This window comes from Streptomyces sp. NPDC032091 (assembly GCF_055580265.1).
The window spans coordinates 25,690-44,810 of the sequence record NZ_JBVILR010000028.1; the positions used below are offsets into that span (position 1 = coordinate 25,690).

At 71.6% G+C, this 19,121-nt stretch carries 14 protein-coding genes; 7 read left to right on the top strand and 7 right to left on the bottom strand.

Features of this window, described 5'->3' with window-relative positions:
* Positions 1–23: 23 nt before the first annotated feature.
* Positions 24–287, top strand: a complete 264-nt coding sequence (locus ACZ5NJ_RS32715; protein WP_468769745.1) for a hypothetical protein — start codon at positions 24–26, stop codon at positions 285–287.
* Between the two features lie 45 nt (positions 288–332).
* Here ACZ5NJ_RS32715 and ACZ5NJ_RS32720 read toward each other — a convergent pair whose 3' ends face one another.
* Positions 333–986, bottom strand: a complete 654-nt coding sequence (locus tag ACZ5NJ_RS32720; protein WP_468769746.1) for a TetR/AcrR family transcriptional regulator — start codon at positions 984–986, stop codon at positions 333–335.
* An 86-nt stretch (positions 987–1,072) separates the two neighbouring features.
* Between ACZ5NJ_RS32720 and ACZ5NJ_RS32725 the strand changes: the two genes are divergently transcribed.
* Positions 1,073–1,849, top strand: coding sequence for an SDR family NAD(P)-dependent oxidoreductase (locus ACZ5NJ_RS32725; protein ID WP_468769748.1), 777 nt, complete (start codon positions 1,073–1,075; stop codon positions 1,847–1,849).
* Between the two features lie 6 nt (positions 1,850–1,855).
* On the opposite strand, the gene ACZ5NJ_RS32730 is transcribed toward ACZ5NJ_RS32725, so the two are convergent.
* From ACZ5NJ_RS32730 to ACZ5NJ_RS32755, 6 genes are all read right to left on the bottom strand, one after another.
* Positions 1,856–2,374 carry a DUF4240 domain-containing protein gene (locus ACZ5NJ_RS32730; protein ID WP_468769843.1) on the bottom strand — a complete coding sequence of 173 codons (519 nt, stop codon included), beginning with the start codon at positions 2,372–2,374 and terminating at the stop codon, positions 1,856–1,858.
* A gap of 125 nt (positions 2,375–2,499) precedes the next feature.
* The gene (aceE, locus tag ACZ5NJ_RS32735) at positions 2,500–5,181 is read right to left on the bottom strand and encodes a pyruvate dehydrogenase (acetyl-transferring), homodimeric type (protein WP_468769750.1); all 2,682 of its coding nucleotides are present in this window, start codon (positions 5,179–5,181) and stop codon (positions 2,500–2,502) included.
* Between the two features lie 281 nt (positions 5,182–5,462).
* Positions 5,463–6,089 (bottom strand): GntR family transcriptional regulator, encoded by a 627-nt coding sequence (locus ACZ5NJ_RS32740; RefSeq protein WP_395514045.1) that lies wholly within the window; start codon positions 6,087–6,089, stop codon positions 5,463–5,465.
* Between the two features lie 188 nt (positions 6,090–6,277).
* Positions 6,278–8,050: a 2-oxoglutarate dehydrogenase, E2 component, dihydrolipoamide succinyltransferase gene (sucB, locus tag ACZ5NJ_RS32745; protein WP_468769752.1), complete on the bottom strand. Its 1,773-nt coding sequence runs from the start codon at positions 8,048–8,050 to the stop codon at positions 6,278–6,280.
* A 57-nt stretch (positions 8,051–8,107) separates the two neighbouring features.
* Positions 8,108–9,496, bottom strand: coding sequence for a dihydrolipoyl dehydrogenase (gene lpdA, locus ACZ5NJ_RS32750; protein ID WP_045950452.1), 1,389 nt, complete (start codon positions 9,494–9,496; stop codon positions 8,108–8,110).
* A 342-nt stretch (positions 9,497–9,838) separates the two neighbouring features.
* Complete coding sequence (locus tag ACZ5NJ_RS32755; protein ID WP_468769753.1) at positions 9,839–11,377, bottom strand: leucyl aminopeptidase; 1,539 nt, start codon at positions 11,375–11,377, stop codon at positions 9,839–9,841.
* Positions 11,378–11,735: 358 nt separating this feature from the next.
* Here ACZ5NJ_RS32755 and ACZ5NJ_RS32760 point away from each other — a divergent pair, with 358 nt between their 5' ends.
* From ACZ5NJ_RS32760 to ACZ5NJ_RS32780, 5 genes are all read left to right on the top strand, one after another.
* Positions 11,736–13,763 (top strand): hypothetical protein, encoded by a 2,028-nt coding sequence (locus tag ACZ5NJ_RS32760; RefSeq protein ID WP_468769755.1) that lies wholly within the window; start codon positions 11,736–11,738, stop codon positions 13,761–13,763.
* 143 nt (positions 13,764–13,906) lie between these two features.
* Positions 13,907–15,421, top strand: coding sequence for a GT4 family glycosyltransferase PelF (pelF, locus tag ACZ5NJ_RS32765; protein ID WP_468769756.1), 1,515 nt, complete (start codon positions 13,907–13,909; stop codon positions 15,419–15,421).
* Positions 15,418–17,016: a hypothetical protein gene (locus ACZ5NJ_RS32770; RefSeq protein WP_468769758.1), complete on the top strand. Its 1,599-nt coding sequence runs from the start codon at positions 15,418–15,420 to the stop codon at positions 17,014–17,016. Before pelF ends, ACZ5NJ_RS32770 begins: the two co-directional genes overlap by 4 nt.
* The gene (locus ACZ5NJ_RS32775) at positions 17,013–17,693 is read left to right on the top strand and encodes a spherulation-specific family 4 protein (protein ID WP_468769760.1); all 681 of its coding nucleotides are present in this window, start codon (positions 17,013–17,015) and stop codon (positions 17,691–17,693) included. The genes ACZ5NJ_RS32770 and ACZ5NJ_RS32775 overlap by 4 nt, the downstream gene beginning before the upstream one ends.
* On the top strand, positions 17,690–18,508 hold the full coding sequence (locus ACZ5NJ_RS32780) for an endo alpha-1,4 polygalactosaminidase (protein ID WP_468769762.1): 819 nt from the start codon (positions 17,690–17,692) through the stop codon (positions 18,506–18,508). Before ACZ5NJ_RS32775 ends, ACZ5NJ_RS32780 begins: the two co-directional genes overlap by 4 nt.
* Positions 18,509–19,121 lie beyond the last annotated feature (613 nt).

Genomic DNA, 19,121 nt, shown 5'->3' on the forward strand with positions numbered 1-19,121 from the left:
CGAAATATGTTCGGAGGTGCATCATGATGCGCCGTAGGATCATCGGAGCCGTCGTCGCGGGCGGTGCCGGACTCACCCTGGCCCTGCTGCCCCTGAGCAGCGCGTCCGCCCACGACCACGACGGCAACTGGAACCGTTCGAGTCACTCCCGCTGGGCCAACAACTGGGACGATGACGACGACTGCGGCAACAACGGCCACTGGCGTCACCACGGCAACTGGAGCGACAGCGACTGGGGCCGCTGGGACAACGCCAACTGGTACCACGACTGGGGCGGCTGGCGCTGACCGAGCCCGACCCCCCGTATTCCACCCGGTGCCCCTGCCCCGCGCTCAGCGGAGCAGGGGCATCGCGCCGGTCAGCTCGCGCAGGCAGCGCACCGCCAGGTCGGCGGGGGAGCCCGGGCCGGAGACGGGGGCGTCGCCGGCGGACCACAGCTCCAGGGCGACCCGGATCGCGTCGGTGGCGGCCGCCGACACCAGGCGTACGGACATCCCGTCCGCCTCCGGGCCCGCGAGCCGGGCCACGATCGGGACCAGCCGCTCCTCGGACTCCTGGTTCACCCGGTACCAGACGGCGCGCAGGGCCTCGTCCGTCGCGGCCGCCCGCAGCAGGCCGCGGGTGACCTCCAGGCCCTCCTCCACGGCCTTGGAGTCGCTCAGGGCCCGGGTGACGGCCCGCTCCAGGGCCTGCGCCAGCGGGGTGGCGGGGTCCTCCTCGGCGAGCAGCGCCCGCCAGGCGTCGCCGCCGCCCGCCAGTAGCGGGGCCACGGCCTCCTGCTTGTTGCGGAAGTAGCGGTAGAACGTGCGCAGCGCGACCCCCGCCCGGTGGGCGATGTCCTCGGCGGTGGTCCCGTCGGGGCCGTGCGCGGCGAAGAGCGCGCAGGCGGCGCGGGCGATGTCGAGCTGGGTGGCCGCCTTGCGGCGCTCCGTCAGCGACGGGGTTCCGGAACCGCTCTGGGGGGCGTACGGACGGGGAGATCTCACGGGTGAAGCGTACCGCCAGTCAGATCAGATGGATGCAATCGATGCCAGTCTGGCAAAACGTGTCATCTTCTCGGTACGCTGCGCCCATGAACCGTTACGAAGGACGTCGTGTCCTCATCACCGGCGGCGGCTCCGGCATCGGCCGGGCCACCATGCACCGCATTCTCTCCGAGGGCGGCCGCGTCCACGCCGTGGACGTGAACGAAGCCGGCCTGAAGGCCACCGCCGAGCAGGCCGCGGCCGACGGGCACGGCGGCCGGCTGACCACCGCCGTCCTGGACATATCCGACGAGGCCTCGGTCAAGGAGGGCGTCGCGGCCGCCGTCGACGCCCTCGGCGGCAGCGGCCTGGACGTACTGGTCAACGCGGCGGGCATCCTGCGCTCCGCGCACACCCACCAGACCACCCTGGACTTCTGGAACAAGGTCATCGCGGTCAACCTGACCGGCACCTTCCTGATGATCCGCGAGTCCCTCCCCGCCCTCCTGGCCGGCGACCAGCCGGTCGTCGTGAACTTCAGCTCCACCTCGGCGAGCTTCGCGCACCCCTACATGTCCGCCTACGCGGCCAGCAAGGGCGGCATCCAGTCGATGACCCACGCCCTCGCCGCCGAGTACAGCAAGCAGGGCCTGCGCTTCGTCTCCGTCGCCCCCGGCTCCATCGAGAGCGGCATGACCACCGGCACCGGCCCGGGCCTGCCCGAGGACACCGACTGGTCCCTCTTCACCAAGCTGGCCCCGGCCCTCGGCCAGGGCTTCGCCGGCCCCCAGACCGTCGCCGGCGTCGTCGCGATGCTCGGCTCCGAGGACGGCGCCTTCATCACCGGCACCGAGATCCGCATCGACGGCGGCACGCACTACTGAGCCGGCTCAGCCCCTGAAGCGGTCCCACAGCCGGGGGAAGCGCTCCGCGAGCACGGCTTCGTCCTCGAAGTCCAGCGGGGCGCCCTCCGGCTCCTCCGCCTGCAACGGGATCCCCAGGTCCGGCGCCACCGCCCCGGTCAGCTGCTCGTACGCCTCGTCGGCCGCGTACCCCAGCTCCTCGCCGTCGCCGTCGATCTCCTCGTCGAACTCGCCCAGCAGCTCCGCCAGCTGGTCCGGATCGTGCACCCCGCCCTCGAAGACCTCCCGGCCCTGCCCGATCAGCCAGCACCGGAAGTAGTCGAACGCGTCGTCGCTGGCCCCGTCGAGCAGCACCCACGCCGCCCCCCACAGGTCCCAGGTGTACGCCCGGTTGTACCGGGACTCGAAATGTCGCGCGAAGTCCAGCACGGAGTCGGGGTCCAGCTGCGCCAGCCGTTCCACGAGCAGCTCGGCATGCTCCTCGGGGTCGCCGTCGGCGGCCTCGCGGGTACGGTCGACGATCTCCCAGAACTCCGTCTCGTCCATCACGGAATACAGCATCCGGGCTCCACCCCCGCACCGCCACCGCGCATACGGCCAAAGGCCGGTGCCCGACCCCCGCAGGGGTGGGCACCGGCCTTCGGCGCTGTGGTGTTCCGGTCGCCGGCGGCTCAGAGGCCGTAGCGCTCCCGGGCCTCCTTGACGGCCGACGCCGGGACCTCGCCGCGGCGGGCCAGCTGGGCCAGGGCCGCGACCGTGATGGACTGCGCGTCGACGCCGAAGTGGCGGCGGGCGCCCTCGCGGGTGTCGGAGAGGCCGAAGCCGTCCGTGCCCAGCGAGGTGTAGTCCTGCGGGACCCACTGGCTGATCTGGTCCGGGACCTGGCGCATCCAGTCGGACACCGCCAGGACCGGGCCCGGGGCGCCCTCCAGCACGCGGGTGACGTACGGGGTGCGCTCCTCGCCGCGCAGCAGGGCCTCGTCGCACTCCAGCGCGTCGCGGCGCAGCTCGCCCCACGAGGTGGCGGACCACACGTCGGCGGCCACGTTCCAGTCGGCGGCCAGCAGCCGCTGCGCCTCCAGGACCCAGTGGATCGCCGTGCCCGAGGCCATGAGCTGGATCTTCGGGGCGTCGGCGGCCGGGGCGGCCTCCAGGGCGGCGGCCGTGTTGAAGCGGTACAGGCCCCTGAGGATGCCCTCCTCCACGCCCTCGGGCATGGCCGGCTGGACCTTCGGCTCGTTGTAGACCGTCAGGTAGTAGAAGACGTCCTCGGGGTTCTCCCCGTACATCCGCTTCAGACCGTCCTTGACGATCACCGCGATCTCGTACGCGAAGGCCGGGTCGTAGTTGAGCGACGCCGGGTTCGTGGACGCGATCAGGTGCGAGTGGCCGTCCGCGTGCTGGAGGCCCTCACCCGTCAGGGTGGTGCGGCCGGCCGTGGCGCCGACGATGAAGCCCTTGCCGAGCTGGTCGGCGAGCTGCCACATCTGGTCGGCGGTGCGCTGCCAGCCGAACATCGAGTAGAAGATGTAGAACGGGATCATCGGCTCGCCGTGCGTCGCGTACGACGTGCAGGCGGCGATGAAGTCGGCCATGGCGCCGGCCTCGGTGATCCCCTCGTTGAGGATCTGGCCGTCCTTGGCCTCCTTGTAGTACATCAGCTGGTCGCGGTCGACCGGCTCGTACGTCTGGCCCAGCGGCGAGTAGATGCCGGCCGACGGGAACAGGGACTCCATACCGAAGGTACGGGCCTCGTCGGGGACGATCGGCACCCAGCGCTTGCCGGTCTCCTTGTCCCGCATCAGGTCCTTGACGAGGCGGACGAAGGCCATGGTGGTGGCCATCTCCTGCTTGCCGGAGCCCTTGATCAGCGGGGCGAAGGAGCGGTCGGCCGGGGCCGGCAGGGCCACGTGGTGGACCTTGCGGGCCGGGGCGGGGCCGCCGAGGGCCGCGCGGCGCTCCTGGAGGTAGCGCACCTCGGGGCTGTCCGCGCCCGGGTGGCCGTAGGGGACCTTGCCGTCGACGAAGGCGCTGTCCGGGATCGGGAGGCCGAGGAGGTCGCGCATGTCCTTGAACTCGTCGACCGTCAGCTTCTTCATCTGGTGGTTCGCGTTCTTCGACTCGAACCCGGCACCCAGCGTGTGGCCCTTGACCGTCTGCGCCAGGATCACCGTCGGCGCGCCCTTGTGCGCCAGGGCGGCCTTGTACGCGGCGTAGACCTTGCGGGGCTCGTGGCCGCCGCGCGAGGAGTGGAAGCACTCGGCGATCTTCGCGTCGGACAGCACGCCGGCCAGCTGGACGAGCTCGGCGTTGGCGCCGAAGAAGTGCTGGCGGATGTAGGCCACGTCGCGGGTCGCGTACGTCTGGAACTGCGCGTCCGGCACCTCGCGGATGCGGCGGACCAGGGCGCCCGTGGTGTCGAGCTGGAACAGCTCGTCCCAGGCGGAGCCCCACAGAGTCTTGATGACGTTCCAGCCGGCACCGCGGAACTGGGCCTCCAGCTCCTGGACCACGCGGAAGTTGGCGCGGACCGGGCCGTCGAGGCGCTGCAGGTTGCAGTTGATGACGAACGTCAGGTTGTCGAGCTGCTCGCGGGAGGCCAGGGCCAGGGCGGCGGTCGACTCGGGCTCGTCCATCTCGCCGTCGCCGAGGAAGGCCCAGACGTGCGAGTTGGCGGTGTCCTTGATGTTCCGGTTCTGCAGGTAGCGGTTGAAGCGCGCCTGGTAGATCGCGGAGAGCGGGCCGAGGCCCATGGAGACCGTGGGGAACTCCCACAGCCACGGCAGGCGCCGCGGGTGCGGGTAGGACGGCAGGCCGTTGCCGCCGGACTCCTGGCGGAAGTTGTCGAGCTGCTGCTCGGAGATGCGCCCGTCGAGGAAGGCACGGGCGTAGATGCCGGGGGAGGCGTGGCCCTGGATGTAGAGCTGGTCGCCCGATCCGTCGGCCTCCTTCCCGCGGAAGAAGTGCTGGAAGCCGGTCTCGTAGAGCCAGGCCGCCGAGGCGAAGGTGGCGATGTGGCCGCCGACGCCGTACTTGGAGCCGCGGGTCACCATGGCGGCCGCGTTCCAGCGGTTCCAGGCGGTGATCTTGGCTTCCATCTCCTCGTCACCCGGGAACTCGGGCTCGGCGGAGGTGGGGATGGTGTTGACGTAGTCCGTCTCCAGCAGCTTCGGCAGGGCCAGGCCGGCGGCCTCGGCGTGCTGGAGCGTACGGCGGAGCAGGTATTCGGCGCGGCGCGTACCGGCGGCCTTGGCGACGGCGTCGAGGGAGGCCGCCCATTCGGCGGTCTCTTCGGTGTCGCGGTCCGGGAGCTGGTCGAGCTCGCTCGGAAGCTTTCCTACGGGGTCGGACATCGGTGTGCGCCGCCTTCCGGACAAAGGAGAGGAGGTGGTGAAGAAAAACCCTGACGGGCAGGACAGGGCCGAAGGACCCGGGTTGGGGCCCGCAGTGACTGTAAATCCCTGATCGATGATCGATCAAATAAAAGTGACGAATATTCGACACTCGGGCAAAAGTCGGCACCCGGTGCCATGAACTCAGGCACCCGGTGCCGGTTTCATCAGTACACGCCAAAGCGCTGACGATCCCCTGGAGGATCACTGAAAACCGCAGGTCAGACGGGGTGGAGAGAGGGTCAGGCGCTCCGCGGGGCGCAGCCCAGGACATGCCGCTTCACCAGCACGCCGATGTCCGGGTCCTGGCTGCGGAACGCCGCGACGAGGGCCTCGTGTTCCTCGGCGTACGACTTCTGGACGGTTCCCAGCCACCGGATCGACAGCGCGGTGAAGACCTCGATCCCCAGGCTCTCCCAGGTGTGCAGCAGCACGCTGTTGCCCGCTGCCCGCACCAGCTCCCGGTGGAAGCCCACCGTGTGCCGCACCTGCGCCGTGCCGTCCTGGATCCGGTCGGCCTCCCACAGGGCCGCCACGTGCGGCTCCAGCGCCGAGCAGTCGGCCGCCAGCCGCGGCGCGGCCAGCTCGGCCGCGATCTGCTCCAGCCCGGCCCGGACCGGGTAGATCTCCTCCAGGTCGGCCGCCGAGAGGTTGCGCACGCGCACGCCCTTGTTCGGCGCCGACTCGATCAGCCGCAGCGTCTCCAGCTCGCGCAGGGCCTCCCGTACGGGCGTCTGGCTGACCTCCAGCTCGACCGCGATCCGGCGCTCGACGATCCGCTCACCGGGCTTCCAGCGGCCGCTGACGATCCCCTCCACGATGTGCTCGCGGATCTGCTCGCGCAGCGAGTGCACGACGGGTGGGGTGATCATCGGGGTTCAACTCCTGTGTGTGCGGACACGCGGGGCCTGATGCCTAGACAATAAGGCCGCCGTGGCCTGCTCCGATGCGTTCGTGGTCAGGGACGCAGGGTGAGGCTCGTTACAACGACGGCGCCCCCGCCCGGACGAATCCGGACGGGGGCGCCGCAAGCGGCAGATCCCTGCGCGCCGTGGCCTCAGAGGCCGAGCTCGACCTCGAACTCGCCGGCCTCCAGGATCGCCTTCACGGCGGTGAGGTACCGGGCCGCGTCCGCGCCGTCCACCAGGCGGTGGTCGTAGGACAGGGTCAGGTACGTCATGTCGCGGACGCCGATGACGGTGCCCTCCTCGGTCTCGATGACCACCGGGCGCTTGACCGTGGCACCGATGCCCAGGATCGCGACCTGGTTCGGCGGAACGATCACCGTGTCGAACAGCGCACCGCGCGAGCCGGTGTTGCTGATGGTGAAGGTCGCGCCGGACAGCTCGTCCGGGGTGATCTTGTTGCCACGGACCTTGGCGGCCAGGTCGGCGGTCGCCTTGGAGATGCCCGCCAGGTTGAGGTCACCTGCACCCTTGATGACCGGGGTCATCAGGCCCTTCTCGGAGTCCACGGCGATGCCGATGTTCTCCGAGTCGAAGTAGGTGATGGTGCCCTCGTCGTCGTTGATCCGGGCGTTGACGACCGCGTGGGCCTTCAGCGCCTGGGCCGCGGCCTTGACGAAGAACGGCATGGGGGACAGCTTGACGCCCTCGCGGGCGAGGAAGCCGGCCTTGGCCTTCTCGCGCAGCTTCATGATCTTGGTGATGTCCACCTCGACCACGGAGCTGAGCTGCGCCTGCGAGTGCAGGGCCTTCATCATGTTGTCGCCGATGACCTTGCGCATGCGGGTCATCTTGACCGTCTGACCGCGCAGCTCGGACACCGCGGCCGGAGCCTTGGCGGCGGCCGGGGCCGCAGCGGCGGCCGGAGCCGGGGCGGCGGCGGCCTTGGCGGCCTCGGCGGCGGCCAGGACGTCCTGCTTGCGGATACGGCCACCGACACCGGTGCCCGTGACCGTCGCCAGGTTGACGCCGGACTCCGAGGCGAGCTTGCGCACCAGCGGGGTCACGTAGGCGCCCTCGTCACCGGCCGGGGCCGGGGCGGCGGGGGCGGCCGGAGCGGCCGGGGCCACGGGGGCCGGAGCGGCCACCGGAGCCGCCGGGGCGACCGGAGCCGGAGCGGCCGGAGCCGGAGCGGCCGGAGCCGGAGCGGCCGGAGCCGGAGCGGCCGGAGCCGGAGCGGCCGGAGCCGGGGCGGCGGCGGCCGGAGCCGGGGCAGCGGCCGCCGGAGCCGGGGCAGCGGCCGGGGCGGCGCCCGCGACACCGATGACGGCCAGACGGGCGCCGACCTCGGCGGTCTCGTCCTCGGCCACCAGGATCTCCAGCAGGGTGCCGGAAACCGGCGCCGGGATCTCGGTGTCGACCTTGTCCGTGGAGACCTCCAGCAGCGGCTCGTCGGCCTCGACCGACTCACCGACCTCCTTCAGCCAGCGGGTGACGGTGCCCTCGGTGACGGACTCGCCCAGCGCGGGGAGCACGACATCGGTGCCGGACGCGGCCGGAGCGGCGGCGGCGGGGGCCGGGGCGGCCGGGGTCTCGGCCGGTGCGGGGGCGGCCGGGGCCTCGGCGACCGGCGCCGGGGCGGCGGCGGGCTCGGCGGCCGGAGCGGCGGCCGGGGCAGCGGCGCCCGAGCCGTCGTCGATGATCGCGAGCTCGGCACCGACCTCGACCGTCTCGTCCTCGGCGACCTTGATGGACGCGAGGATGCCCGAAACGGGGGAGGGGATCTCGGTGTCGACCTTGTCGGTCGAGACTTCGAGCAGCGGCTCGTCGGCCTCGACGCGCTCGCCCTCGGCCTTCAGCCAACGGGTGACAGTGCCCTCGGTGACGCTCTCACCGAGCGCCGGAAGGGTTACGGAAACCGGCATGGTTTCTGTTGCTCCTAACGAAAGTGCGGAAGTGGTCGTCGCGCCCGTGACTGTGGATTAGTCGTGTGCGTGAAGGGGCTTGCCGGCCAGGGCCAGGTGGGCCTCGCCGAGCGCCTCGTTCTGGGTCGGGTGCGCGTGGATGAGCTGCGCGACCTCGGCCGGCAGGGCCTCCCAGTTGTAGATCAGCTGGGCTTCGCCGACCTGCTCGCCCATCCGGTCACCGACCATGTGGACGCCGACCACGGCACCGTCCTTGACCTGGACGAGCTTGATCTCGCCCGCGGTCTTCAGGATCTTGCTCTTGCCGTTGCCCGCCAGGTTGTACTTCAGGGCCACGACCTTGTCCGCGCCGTAGATCTCCTTGGCCTTCGCCTCGGTGATGCCGACCGAGGCGACCTCGGGGTGGCAGTACGTGACGCGCGGAACGCCGTCGTAGTCGATCGGAACGGTCTTCAGACCGGCCAGGCGCTCCGCCACCAGGATGCCCTCGGCGAAGCCGACGTGCGCGAGCTGGAGGGTCGGGACCAGGTCACCGACGGCCGAGATGGTCGGCACGTTGGTGCGCATGTACTCGTCGACCAGGACGTAGCCGCGGTCCATCGCGACGCCCTGCTCCTCGTAGCCCAGGCCCTGCGAGACCGGGCCGCGGCCGATGGCGACCAGCAGCACCTCGGCCTCGAAGGTCTTGCCGTCGGCGAGGGTCACGCGGACGCCGGACTCGGTGTACTCGGCCTTCTGGAAGAAGGTGCCGAGGTTGAACTTGATGCCGCGCTTGCGGAAGGCGCGCTCCAGGATCTTGGAGCTGTTCTCGTCCTCGACCGGGACGAGGTGCTTGAGGCCCTCGATGACGGTGACGTCGGTGCCGAAGGACTTCCACGCCGAGGCGAACTCGACGCCGATGACGCCGCCGCCCAGGATGATCGCGGACTGGGGCACGCGGTCCAGGACCAGCGCGTGGTCCGAGGAGATGATGCGGTTGCCGTCGATGTCCAGGCCGGGCAGGGACTTCGGCACGGAGCCGGTCGCCAGCAGGACGTGGCGGCCCTGGATGCGCTGGCCGTTGACGTCGACGGACGTCGGGGAGGACAGGCGGCCCTCACCCTCGATGTAGGTCACCTTGCGGGAGGCGACCAGGCCCTGCAGACCCTTGTACAGGCCGGCGATGACCTCGTCCTTGTACTTGTGCACACCGGCGATGTCGATGCCCTCGAAGGAGGCCTTGACACCGAACTGTCCGGCTTCGCGCGCCTGGTCGGCGACCTCACCGGCGTGCAGCAGAGCCTTCGTGGGGATGCAGCCGTTGTGCAGGCAGGTGCCGCCGAGCTTGTTCTTCTCGATCAGCGCAACGTCGAGACCCAGCTGGGATGCGCGGAGTGCCGCGGCGTAGCCGCCACTGCCACCGCCGAGGATCACTAGGTCGAAAACGGTGCTGGCGTCGTTCGCCACGTCACGTCCTCCATGCATGTGCGCCGGGCACCGGTCCTCTGTGACCGGGCGGCGGCTGGTAATCGGCCGCTTGTTTCTTCGGCCCTGTGGTGGGGGCCCTGTCCTGCCGAGAACCCATCTTCGCATTTGTCGGGGGAACGCGGGACGCCGGGCCCCGGGTGTGCACCGTCGTTCTGCCCGAAGTCCGGGTTACCCGGGCGTAGAAACCTACCGATCCTCAAGATTTCTTCCAGAGCGAACACGCCCCGGGGCCCGAGGTGCCGGTCCCCGGGGCCCGGCGCGTGCCGCGGGGCACGTCCCACCAGGTGGGACGTGCCCCGCGGCGGGCGGCGCAGGGGCGGGTCAGCCCAGGTCGCCGGTGGCGGTGCGCTCGGCGAGGCGCACCAGGGTGCGGACGGCGGAGCCGGTGCCGCCCTTCGGGGTGTAGCCGTACGGGGCGCCCTCGTGGAAGGCGGGGCCCGCGATGTCGAGGTGGGCCCAGGTGATGCCCTCGCCGACGAACTCCTGCAGGAAGAGGCCGGCCACCAGGCCGCCGCCCATCCGGACGCCCATGTTGGCGATGTCGGCCGTCGGGGAGTCCATGGTCTTGCGCAGGTCCTCGGGGAGCGGCATCGGCCAGGAGGACTCGCCGACCTCCTCGGCGATCTCGTGGATCGAGGTGCGGAAGGCGTCGTCGTTGGCCATGATGCCGAAGGTGCGGTCGCCCAGCGCCAGCACCATGGCGCCGGTCAGGGTCGCCACGTCGACGATCGCGTCCGGGTTCTCCTCGGAGGCCTTGGTCAGGGCGTCGCCCAGGACCAGGCGGCCCTCGGCGTCCGTGTTCAGGACCTCGACGGTCTTGCCGCTGTACATGCGCAGGACGTCACCGGGACGGGTGGCGGAGCCGGACGGCATGTTCTCGGCGAGGGCGAGCCAGCCCGTGACGTTGACCTTGAGGCCCAGCTTGGCGGCGGCGACGACCGAGGAGAACACGGCGGCGGCACCCGACATGTCGCACTTCATCGTCTCGTTGTGACCGGCCGGCTTCAGGGAGATGCCGCCCGAGTCGTACGTGATGCCCTTGCCGACGAAGGCGAGGTGCTTCTCCGCCTCGGGGTGGGTGTAGGCGATCTTGACCAGGCGCGGCGGGTTCTCGGAGCCCTTGCCGACGCCCATGATGCCGCCGTAGCCGCCCTTGACCAGGGCCTTCTCGTCCAGGACCTGGGCCTTGAGGCCGAGCTCCTTGGCGGTCGCCGCGGCGATGGCGGCGAAGGCGGCGGGGGTGAGGTCGTTCGGCGGGGTGTTGATCAGGTCACGGGCGACGTTGACCTCGGCGGCGACGACCGTCGCGCGCTCGGCGGCCGCCTTGTGCTCCTTGTCGCGCGGCTTGGCGCCGAGCAGGGCCACCTCGGCCAGCGGCTGCTTCGGGCCGCCCTGCTTCTCGGCCTTGCCGTTCTTCTTCTCGCCGCCCTGGTAGGAGGTGAAGGCGTAGGCGCCCAGCAGCGCGCCCTCGGCCACGGCGGTGACGGCGGAGGCGTCCTCCAGGGGCAGGGCGAAGGCGGCCTTCTTGGAGCCGTGCAGGGCGCGGGCGGCGGAGCCGGCGGCGCGGCGCAGGGCCTCCTCGTCGAAGGACTGGTCCTGCTCGGGCGCGGAGCCCAGGCCGACCGCCAGCACGACCGGGGCCTTGAGGCCGGCCGGGGAGGGCAGCTTCGTGATCTCGCCTTCGGCGCCGGAGGCGCCGAGCGCGTCGAGCACGGCGGCGAGCTTTCCGTCGAACGCCGTGTCCACGGCCTCCGCGCCGGCGGCCACGACGAGCCCCTTCGGGCCCTTCGCCACGCCGACCACGAGGGCGTCGGCGCGCAGCGTCGCCGCGCCGGCAGTGCTGAGAGTCAGAGCAGTCACGGTGGTGAAGTCTCGCTTCCGTTTGTGTTATATGGGCGCTTCTGTCGCGTCGGGGTCGCCGGCCGCTCCGCAGCGATCGTATTCGGGCCCGACGGCCGCCGGAAACGAGCCTACGCGCAGCCCGTCATCCGTACGCCACTCGAAGGTTTGTCAAGTTGTTCGACAGCCGGGACATCAGGTTCACCCATCTGTGGACTCTGCTCCAGGTTTGCCGCCTAGACCTGACGAGGTCCGAGAGGATCGAGCCACTCTCGCAAGAGGACGCGGGGTCCTTTTGCATGATTTCCACAGCGCCTCCCCCGGCCCGGCCGTCCGCCACGGGCCGAGTCGAGGGACGCCTGCGGGGGGAAAGGCCGAAATGGTCAACAAGAACCGGATGAACAGGGCCGCGGCAGCCATGGGCGTAGCGGCGCTGATGTCGGTTGCAGTACCCGCCACGACCGCCCACGCGGCGACCGTGGCACCGCGGATCGACCTGAAGGTGCTGGTCGTCGACGACGGCGGCAGCTCGGTCGGCGCGATCACCGCCGAACTCCGCGACACCGGGGTCCCGTTCACGCGGATCGACCTGGGCAGCGCCGGCCGCCCGGTGATCGACGCCGCCTTCCTCAGCGACACCGTCAGCGGCCGGCCGCGCGCCAAGTACCAGGGCGTGGTCCTGCCGAACGAGAACCCCTTCGGCACCGGCTCCGCCGAGATGGCCGCGCTCACCGCGTACGAGACGACGTACGGGATCCGCCAGGTGGACGCCTACACCTGGGCCCACCCCGAAGTCGGCCTGGAATACACCGACAACGGCGGCTACACCGGCACCCTCGACGGCACGCAGGCCGCCGTCACCGCCGCCGGAAAGACGGGCCCCTTCGGCTACCTCGGGGGTCAAGTGAACTTCGAGGACAACTCTCCCCTGATTCCGGAGAGCTACGGGTTCATCGCCAAGCCGATGGCCGGCTACACCAGCTACGTGGACGCCCCCGTCGGCTCCGGACGGGGCTCGCTGGTCGGCGAGTACGCCCACGGCGGGCGCAGCGAGCTCGTCGTCACCTTCGGCTACAACCAGTACCAGCAGCAGTTCCGGCTGCTCGCCCGCGGCATCGTCGAATGGCTCACCCAGGGCGTCCACCTCGGCCAGGAGCGCAACTACTTCGCCGTCCACGTCGACGACGTCTTCGCCCCGGACGCCCGCTGGGACAAGACCCTCAACTGCACGCCCGGCGACTACGCCTGCGCGGGCGGCGAGGGCAAGGAGTCGACGATCCGCATGACCGCCGCCGACGCCCAGTACCTGGCGCAGTGGCAGACCTCCAAGGACTTCAAGCTGGACCTGCTCTTCAACGCGGGCGCCGGCGAGGAGTGGAAGACCGAGAACGGCGGCACCGACGCCCTGACCGCCCAGCTCCTGGCCGACAAGGCCAAGTACCGCTGGATGAACCACACCTACACCCACCTGTTCCTCGGCTGCACCCAGGACGTCAGCGTCAGCCCCTGGACCTGCACCAAGGACGCCCAGGGCCAGACCCTCTGGATGAGCCGGGCCGACATCTCCGCGCAGATCCGCGACAACAACAACTGGGCCGCCGCCAAGGGCCTCCCCACCGACCGCGCCGAACTCGTCACCGGCGAGCACTCCGGCCTCAAGACCCTCCCGCAGCAGCCCCAGGACAACCCCAACCTGGCCGGCGCCCTCGCCGACAACGGGGTCAAGTGGGCCGGCAGCGACAACTCCCGCGAGCCCGACCAGCGGGCCGTGGGCGCCGCCCTCACCGTCCCCCGCTACCCCATGAACGTGTTCTACAACACCGGCACCAACGCCGAGATGGCCGACGAGTACAACTGGATCTACACCAGCCGCGCCGACGGCGGCAGCGGCCTCTGCGAGGACAACCCCACCACCTCCACCTGCCTGCCCGCCCCGCTGGACACCAACAACGGCTTCCTGGACTACATCGTCCCCGCCGAGGCGAAGACCGCCCTGCGCCACGTCCTCGCCAACGACCCCAAGCCGCACTACGTCCACCAGACCAACCTCGCCGAGGACCGCACCCTCTACCCCGTGCTCAACCAGGTCCTCGACACCTACCGCTCCCTCTACGCGCCCAGCGCGCCCATCGTCAACCAGAGCATGAAGGCCACCGGCGTCGAGCTCCAGCGCCGCGCCGCCTGGAACAAGGCCGTCGACGCCGGCCAGGTCACCGCCTACCGCATCGGCAAGGACGTCACCGTCAAGGCGCCCTCCGGAATCCTCGCCCCGGTCACCGCGCCCAACGGCACCAAGAAGCAGCTCCTGCTCGGCACCGCGGACTTCGGCACCGCCTACGCCGGCACCCGCTCCACCTGGACGGGCCCCGAGCTGCTCCAGTCCGCGGTCACGCTCCACCTGCTCTGACCTGCTCTGACCCGCACGCGCCGACCCGCTCCGACCGCGGGGCCCGGCGCCCCGCGATCACCCGCTCCACCCGGCAGTACCCAGCGCCGGCGTCCGCCCACCACGGGCGCCGGCCCCTTTTCAGTCCTGGGGGGACTCAGCACATGAGCCATGGGCGTCATGTCACCATGCTCACCGAAGGCACCTACCCGCACGTCCACGGGGGCGTCAGCACCTGGTGCGACCAACTGGTACGCGGAATGCCGGAAGTCGACTTCCACGTCATAGCCCTGACCGGCTCCGGACGCGAGCCGGTCACCTGGGAGCTGCCGCGCAACGTCTACCGGCACACCTCCGTCCCGCTGTGGGGCCCGCCGCCCCAGAAGGCCCGCCGCACCACCCTCCGCGGCAAGGCCCACCGCCGCTTCACCGAGGTCTACGAAACCTTCCTGCTCTCCCTGATCCGGCCCGACCACGGCGGGTTCTCCGAGGCCCTGGCCGAACTGGCCCGCCTCGCCCGCGCCGGCCGCCTCGCCCCGGCCCTGCGCTCCGAACCCGTCCTGCGCCTGCTGATGGACGTCTGGACCCGCCCCGGCCTGGCCACCGCCGCCGCCGACCCCACCGTCCACGACGCCCTCACCGCCACCGACCTGCTGGAACACGCCCTGCGCCCGCTCGCCGTGCGGATCCCGCCCGACAGCGTCGCCCACGCCGTCAGCAGCGGTCTGGCCACCCTCCCGGCCCTCGCCGCCAAGCACCTCGACGGGGTGCCCTTCCTCCTCACCGAGCACGGCATCTACCTGCGCGAGCGCTACCTCGGCTACCGCACCGCCGCCCAGCGCTGGCCCGTCAAGGCCCTGATGCTCGGCTTCTACCGGGAGCTGAACTCCGAGGGCTACCGGCAGGCCGACCTCATCACCCCCTGCAACCAGTACAACCGCCGCTGGGAGGAACGCGGAGGCGCCCACTCCGAGCGGATCCGCACCGTCTACAACGGCGTCGACCCGCACGCCTTCCCCGAGGCCGGCCCCGAACCCGAGGTCCCCACCCTCAGCTGGTGCGGCCGCATCGACCCCATCAAGGACCTCGAAACCCTCCTGCGCGCCTACGCGTTCATGCGCGAGGAACTGCCCACCCTGCGCCTGCGCCTCTTCGGCCCCGTCCCGGCCGGCTGCGAGGAGTACAAGCTCCGCCTGGAGAAGCTCGCCGCCGAACTCGGCGTCGCCGACGGCATCACCTGGGAGGGCCGGATCACCGAGGTCGCCCGGGCCTACGCCGCCGGCAGCGTCGTCATGCTCTCCAGCATCAGCGAAGGTTTCCCCTTCAGCATCATCGAAGCCATGTCCTGCGGCCGCACCACCGTCTCCACCGACGTCGGCGGCGTCCGCGAGGCCGTCGCCGACACCGGCCTCGTCGTCCCGCCCCGCGAACCCGAGACCATGGCCCGCGCCACCCTCGCCCTGCTCCGCGACGACGAACGCCGCGCCGAACTCGGCCGCATGGCCCGCAAACGGGTCGTCGAGAAGTTCACCCTCCACCAGTCCGTGGACGGCTTCCGCCACATCTACCGCGAACTCGCCGGCCAGCCCGTCCTGCCCGTCCACCCCGGCGACCAGTGGACCCAGCGCCTCGCCGACCCCTGGTACCGGGAACTCGCGGCCGACGGGAGCCTGTGGTGAGCGGATCCCTCTGGCTCAAGCCGCCCGGCCCCGAAGGCCCCTGGGTGCACGTCGGCCACGCGGCCTCCGCCCGCCGCCCCGGCCCCGGCGCCACCGACACCCTGCCCGTCCTCCCCAGGCCCGGCCACGGACCCCGCGACGCGGGCGCCGACCCCCTGGACGAACTCGCCGACCGCCTCGACGCGTTCGTCGCCGCGGCCGTCCACCCCGACGAGATCGCCGCCGTCCTCGAATCCGACGGCATGACCGACGAACACATCCGCCTCACCTACGGCCGCGACGACTCCTTCGCCCTCGCCGAGGAGCTCTACGCCCGCGTCCCCCGCTCCTTCCCCGAACCCGACGCCCTCCCCGACCCCTGGAAGGTCTCCCTCACCGCCTGCCTCCTGCGCGGGCTGATCTTCGCCCTCCCCGGCCTCGCCTACCTCCTGGGCGAACCCCTCCTCGAAGGCCCCCCCGACCGGCTCGGACTGCCCGCCGGCACCCTCACCCTGCTCGCCGGAGCCCTCGTCGGCTGGGTCTGGGACCAGACCCTCTCCCACCGCGCCCACACCTGGCTCGGCCTCGGCGACCGGGCCGCCGCCGGACGCACCCTCCTCGTCGGCGCCCCCGTCGGCGCCCTCCTCGGCACCGCCGCCGCGTTCGCCGTCCCGGGCGGCCCCCCGTTCAGCTACGCCTTCGCCGCCGGCCAGGCCCTGTACGTGGGCGCCGCGACCGTCCTGCTCGTCCTGCGGCGGGAACGGCTGCTGCTCGCCGCGCTCGCCCCGATGGCCGCCGGATCGGTGCTCGCCCTCTTCGCCGACCCGCCCGTGCCGCTGCGGGTGGCCCTGCTGCTGGTCTCCCTCACCGCCGCCTGCGCCCTGGCCCTGCGGGAGCTGCCGCTCGCCGAAGGGGTACGGGCCGCCCTGCGCAGGATCCTCGGCTGGACGCGGCGCCACCCGGGCGAGGGGGGCGGAGCGGTGCGCTGGCGGATGCTGCGCGGGGCCGAGGAGGAACACGGCCGGCGCGGGCCCCGCCTCGGCGACTCGGTGCCCTACGGGGTCTTCGGCCTCGGAACCGGCCTGCTGGTGCTGTACGCCGCCCTGGGGGACGTCCTCACCGGCGGCCCCGCCGAAGCCGTCGCCGCCCCCTCGGCCGTGGCCCTCACCCTCAGCATGGGGCCCGCCGAATGGCTGCTGCACCGCTTCCGCAGCGGCAGCCTGGCCGGGCTCCGCGCGGCCCGCTCACCCCGGGCGTTCCGGCGCCGGATGCTCACCACCCTGGCCCGCTGCCTCGCCGCCTACCTGGCGGTGCTGCTCCTGCTCGGCACCACCGGAACCCTGCTGTGGCCCCAGGCCCCGGGCCTCACCTGGGACCGGGTCACCACCCTGCTGCTGCTCGGCGCCGTGATGTGGACCGGGCTGCTCCTGCAGTCCTTCGGCGCCGTCCGCCCCGCCGCCGTGGTCTGCGCCGCCGCGGCCGCCGCCCAGAGCCTGGCCCTGCTGGCCGGCGCCGGCCAGCCCCGGCTGGTCCAGCCGGCGGTGGCCGGCGCCGCGGCGGGGGTGCTGGCCGTCCTGGTCTGCCTGCTCCTCGGCCGTGCGACCGCCCACCGATGACCCCGTACCCGGAAGAGAACGGCATGCTGCTGGTCCCGCTCTACGAGCACCCCGCCGACCGGCCCGAGGCGTGGGAACGGCTCATCGCCTCCGCCGGCCGGCTGCACTCGGTCGTCCTCAACCCCGCCAGCGGGCCGGGCACCGCACGCGACGAGCGGTTCGCCGCCGTCGCCGCCCGGCTGCGGGAGGCCGGGGTGCCCGTCCTCGGCTACACCGACACCGACTACGGGCGCCGGCCCCACGCCGACGTCGTCCAGGACCTGTTGCGCCACCGCGACTGGTACGAGGCCGACGGAGCCTTCCTCGACCAGGCCGCCTCCGGCCCCGAACTCCTCCCGTACTACGGCCGGCTCGCCGTCGCGGCCCGCGCCGCAGGGGCCCGTACGCTCGTCCTCAACCACGGCGTCCACCCCCACCCCGGCTACGCCGCCCTCGCCGACCTCCTCGTCACCTTCGAGGGCCCCTGGGACGCGTACCGCGACGGCACCGCCGCCCCGCCCCCCTGGACCGCCGACCACCCCGCCGACCGCTTCTGCCACCTCGTGTACGCCGTCCCGCCGCACGCCCCGACGGCCGAACTGGCCGCCGAACGGCACGCGGCCGTCCACTGCGCCGTCCCCGGCACCGGCGCCCACCCGTGGGGGACCCTCCCGTACGCCCTGGAGCCCGCCGGATGAAGCGTTTCGCCGCGCTGGCGGTCACCGGCCTGCTCCTCCTCACCGCCTGCACGGCGGGCCCGGACGACGGGGACGACGGGGAGACCCCGCCCCCGGAGCCCTCCCCGGCACCGGGGGGTCGCTGGCAGCCCAGGCCGGGGACGGCCTGGCAGTGGCAGCTGAGCGGGAGGCTGGACACGTCGGTGAAGGTGCCGGTGTACGACATCGACGGGTTCAACACGACGAAGGAACAGATGGCGGACCTGAAACGGGCCGGCCGGAGGACCATCTGCTACATCTCCACGGGCGCCTGGGAGGACTTCCGCTCCGACGCCGACGCCTTCCCGAAGTCCCTCCTGGGAGAGGGCAACGGCTGGAAGGGCGAACGCTGGCTGGACATCCGCCAGACGTCCGCCTTGGAACCCCTGATGGCCAAGCGCTTCGACATGTGCCGGGACAAGGGCTTCGACGCGGTCGAACCGGACAACATGGACGGCTACAAGAACAAGACCGGCTTCCCCCTCACGGCCTCGGACCAACTCACCTACAACCGCCTCATCGCCCGCCTCGCCCACGACCGGGGCATGTCGGTGGGCCTCAAGAACGACCTGGACCAAATCCCGCAGCTGCTCGGCGACTTCGACTTCGCGGTGAACGAACAGTGCGCCGAATACGAGGAATGCGACAGCCTGACCCCCTTCATCAAGGCGAACAAGGCGGTCTTCCACGTGGAATACGAACTCTCGACGGACGAGTTCTGCGCCCGCTCCCGGGACCTGAAACTGAGCTCGATGAAGAAGAAATACGAACTGGACGCCTGGCGCGAGCCCTGCTGACGGGGTGGGGTTGGGGCGCTGGGCGGGGTCGGGGGTGGGCGGGGTCCCGGCGGGGCGGTCTCAGAGATGGGTTGGGGCTTTCCCGTCAGTCTCATCGTCCTTCCGTGTCGGGCCGGCCTGTCAAGGGCGCTCCTTCGTCGCGTCGCTGCGCGATGGCCTTCGGCCACCCTTGACAGACCGTCCCGCCACGGAAAAACGAAGACTGCCGGGAAACCCCCAAAGAAACGGGACGGATGTACATGAGACATCCGGCCGTGTCAGGGAGCAGGCGAGGTCGTCGGGGGTCGCCTGACCGGGCATCCGGGCAGACCTCAAGGTGCAAGCGGGGACGACCTACGCGTCAGATCGCTACGCGCTTCTCTTTTCTCGGCGTCCAGGGGTGGTCGTGGGCTGGGATGCCCTGCCACTCGTCGTCTGGTGCGGTCGGAAAGCCAAGACGGCCGCCGGACGCTGAGGAATGAGGAGCGCGTAGCGATCTGGGGCGCCCACCGGCCCCGGATGACGATCCCGTCGTCCTTGGGTGCGGGCAGCGGCCCCAGACGGGCGGCGGACGCTAAGCCGGGAGGAGCGCGTAGCGATCTGACGCGTACGTCGTCCCCGATTGCCCTCACGA

Coding starts and splice junctions, on each gene's coding strand:
- ACZ5NJ_RS32760 (WP_468769755.1), top strand. CDS start 11,736: ATGGTCAACAAGAACCGGATGAACAGGGCCGCGGCAGCCATGGGCGTA.
- ACZ5NJ_RS32730 (WP_468769843.1), bottom strand. CDS start 2,374: ATGGACGAGACGGAGTTCTGGGAGATCGTCGACCGTACCCGCGAGGCC.
- sucB (WP_468769752.1), bottom strand. CDS start 8,050: ATGCCGGTTTCCGTAACCCTTCCGGCGCTCGGTGAGAGCGTCACCGAG.
- ACZ5NJ_RS32715 (WP_468769745.1), top strand. CDS start 24: ATGATGCGCCGTAGGATCATCGGAGCCGTCGTCGCGGGCGGTGCCGGA.
- pelF (WP_468769756.1), top strand. CDS start 13,907: ATGAGCCATGGGCGTCATGTCACCATGCTCACCGAAGGCACCTACCCG.
- aceE (WP_468769750.1), bottom strand. CDS start 5,181: ATGTCCGACCCCGTAGGAAAGCTTCCGAGCGAGCTCGACCAGCTCCCG.
- ACZ5NJ_RS32780 (WP_468769762.1), top strand. CDS start 17,690: ATGAAGCGTTTCGCCGCGCTGGCGGTCACCGGCCTGCTCCTCCTCACC.
- ACZ5NJ_RS32725 (WP_468769748.1), top strand. CDS start 1,073: ATGAACCGTTACGAAGGACGTCGTGTCCTCATCACCGGCGGCGGCTCC.
- ACZ5NJ_RS32775 (WP_468769760.1), top strand. CDS start 17,013: ATGACCCCGTACCCGGAAGAGAACGGCATGCTGCTGGTCCCGCTCTAC.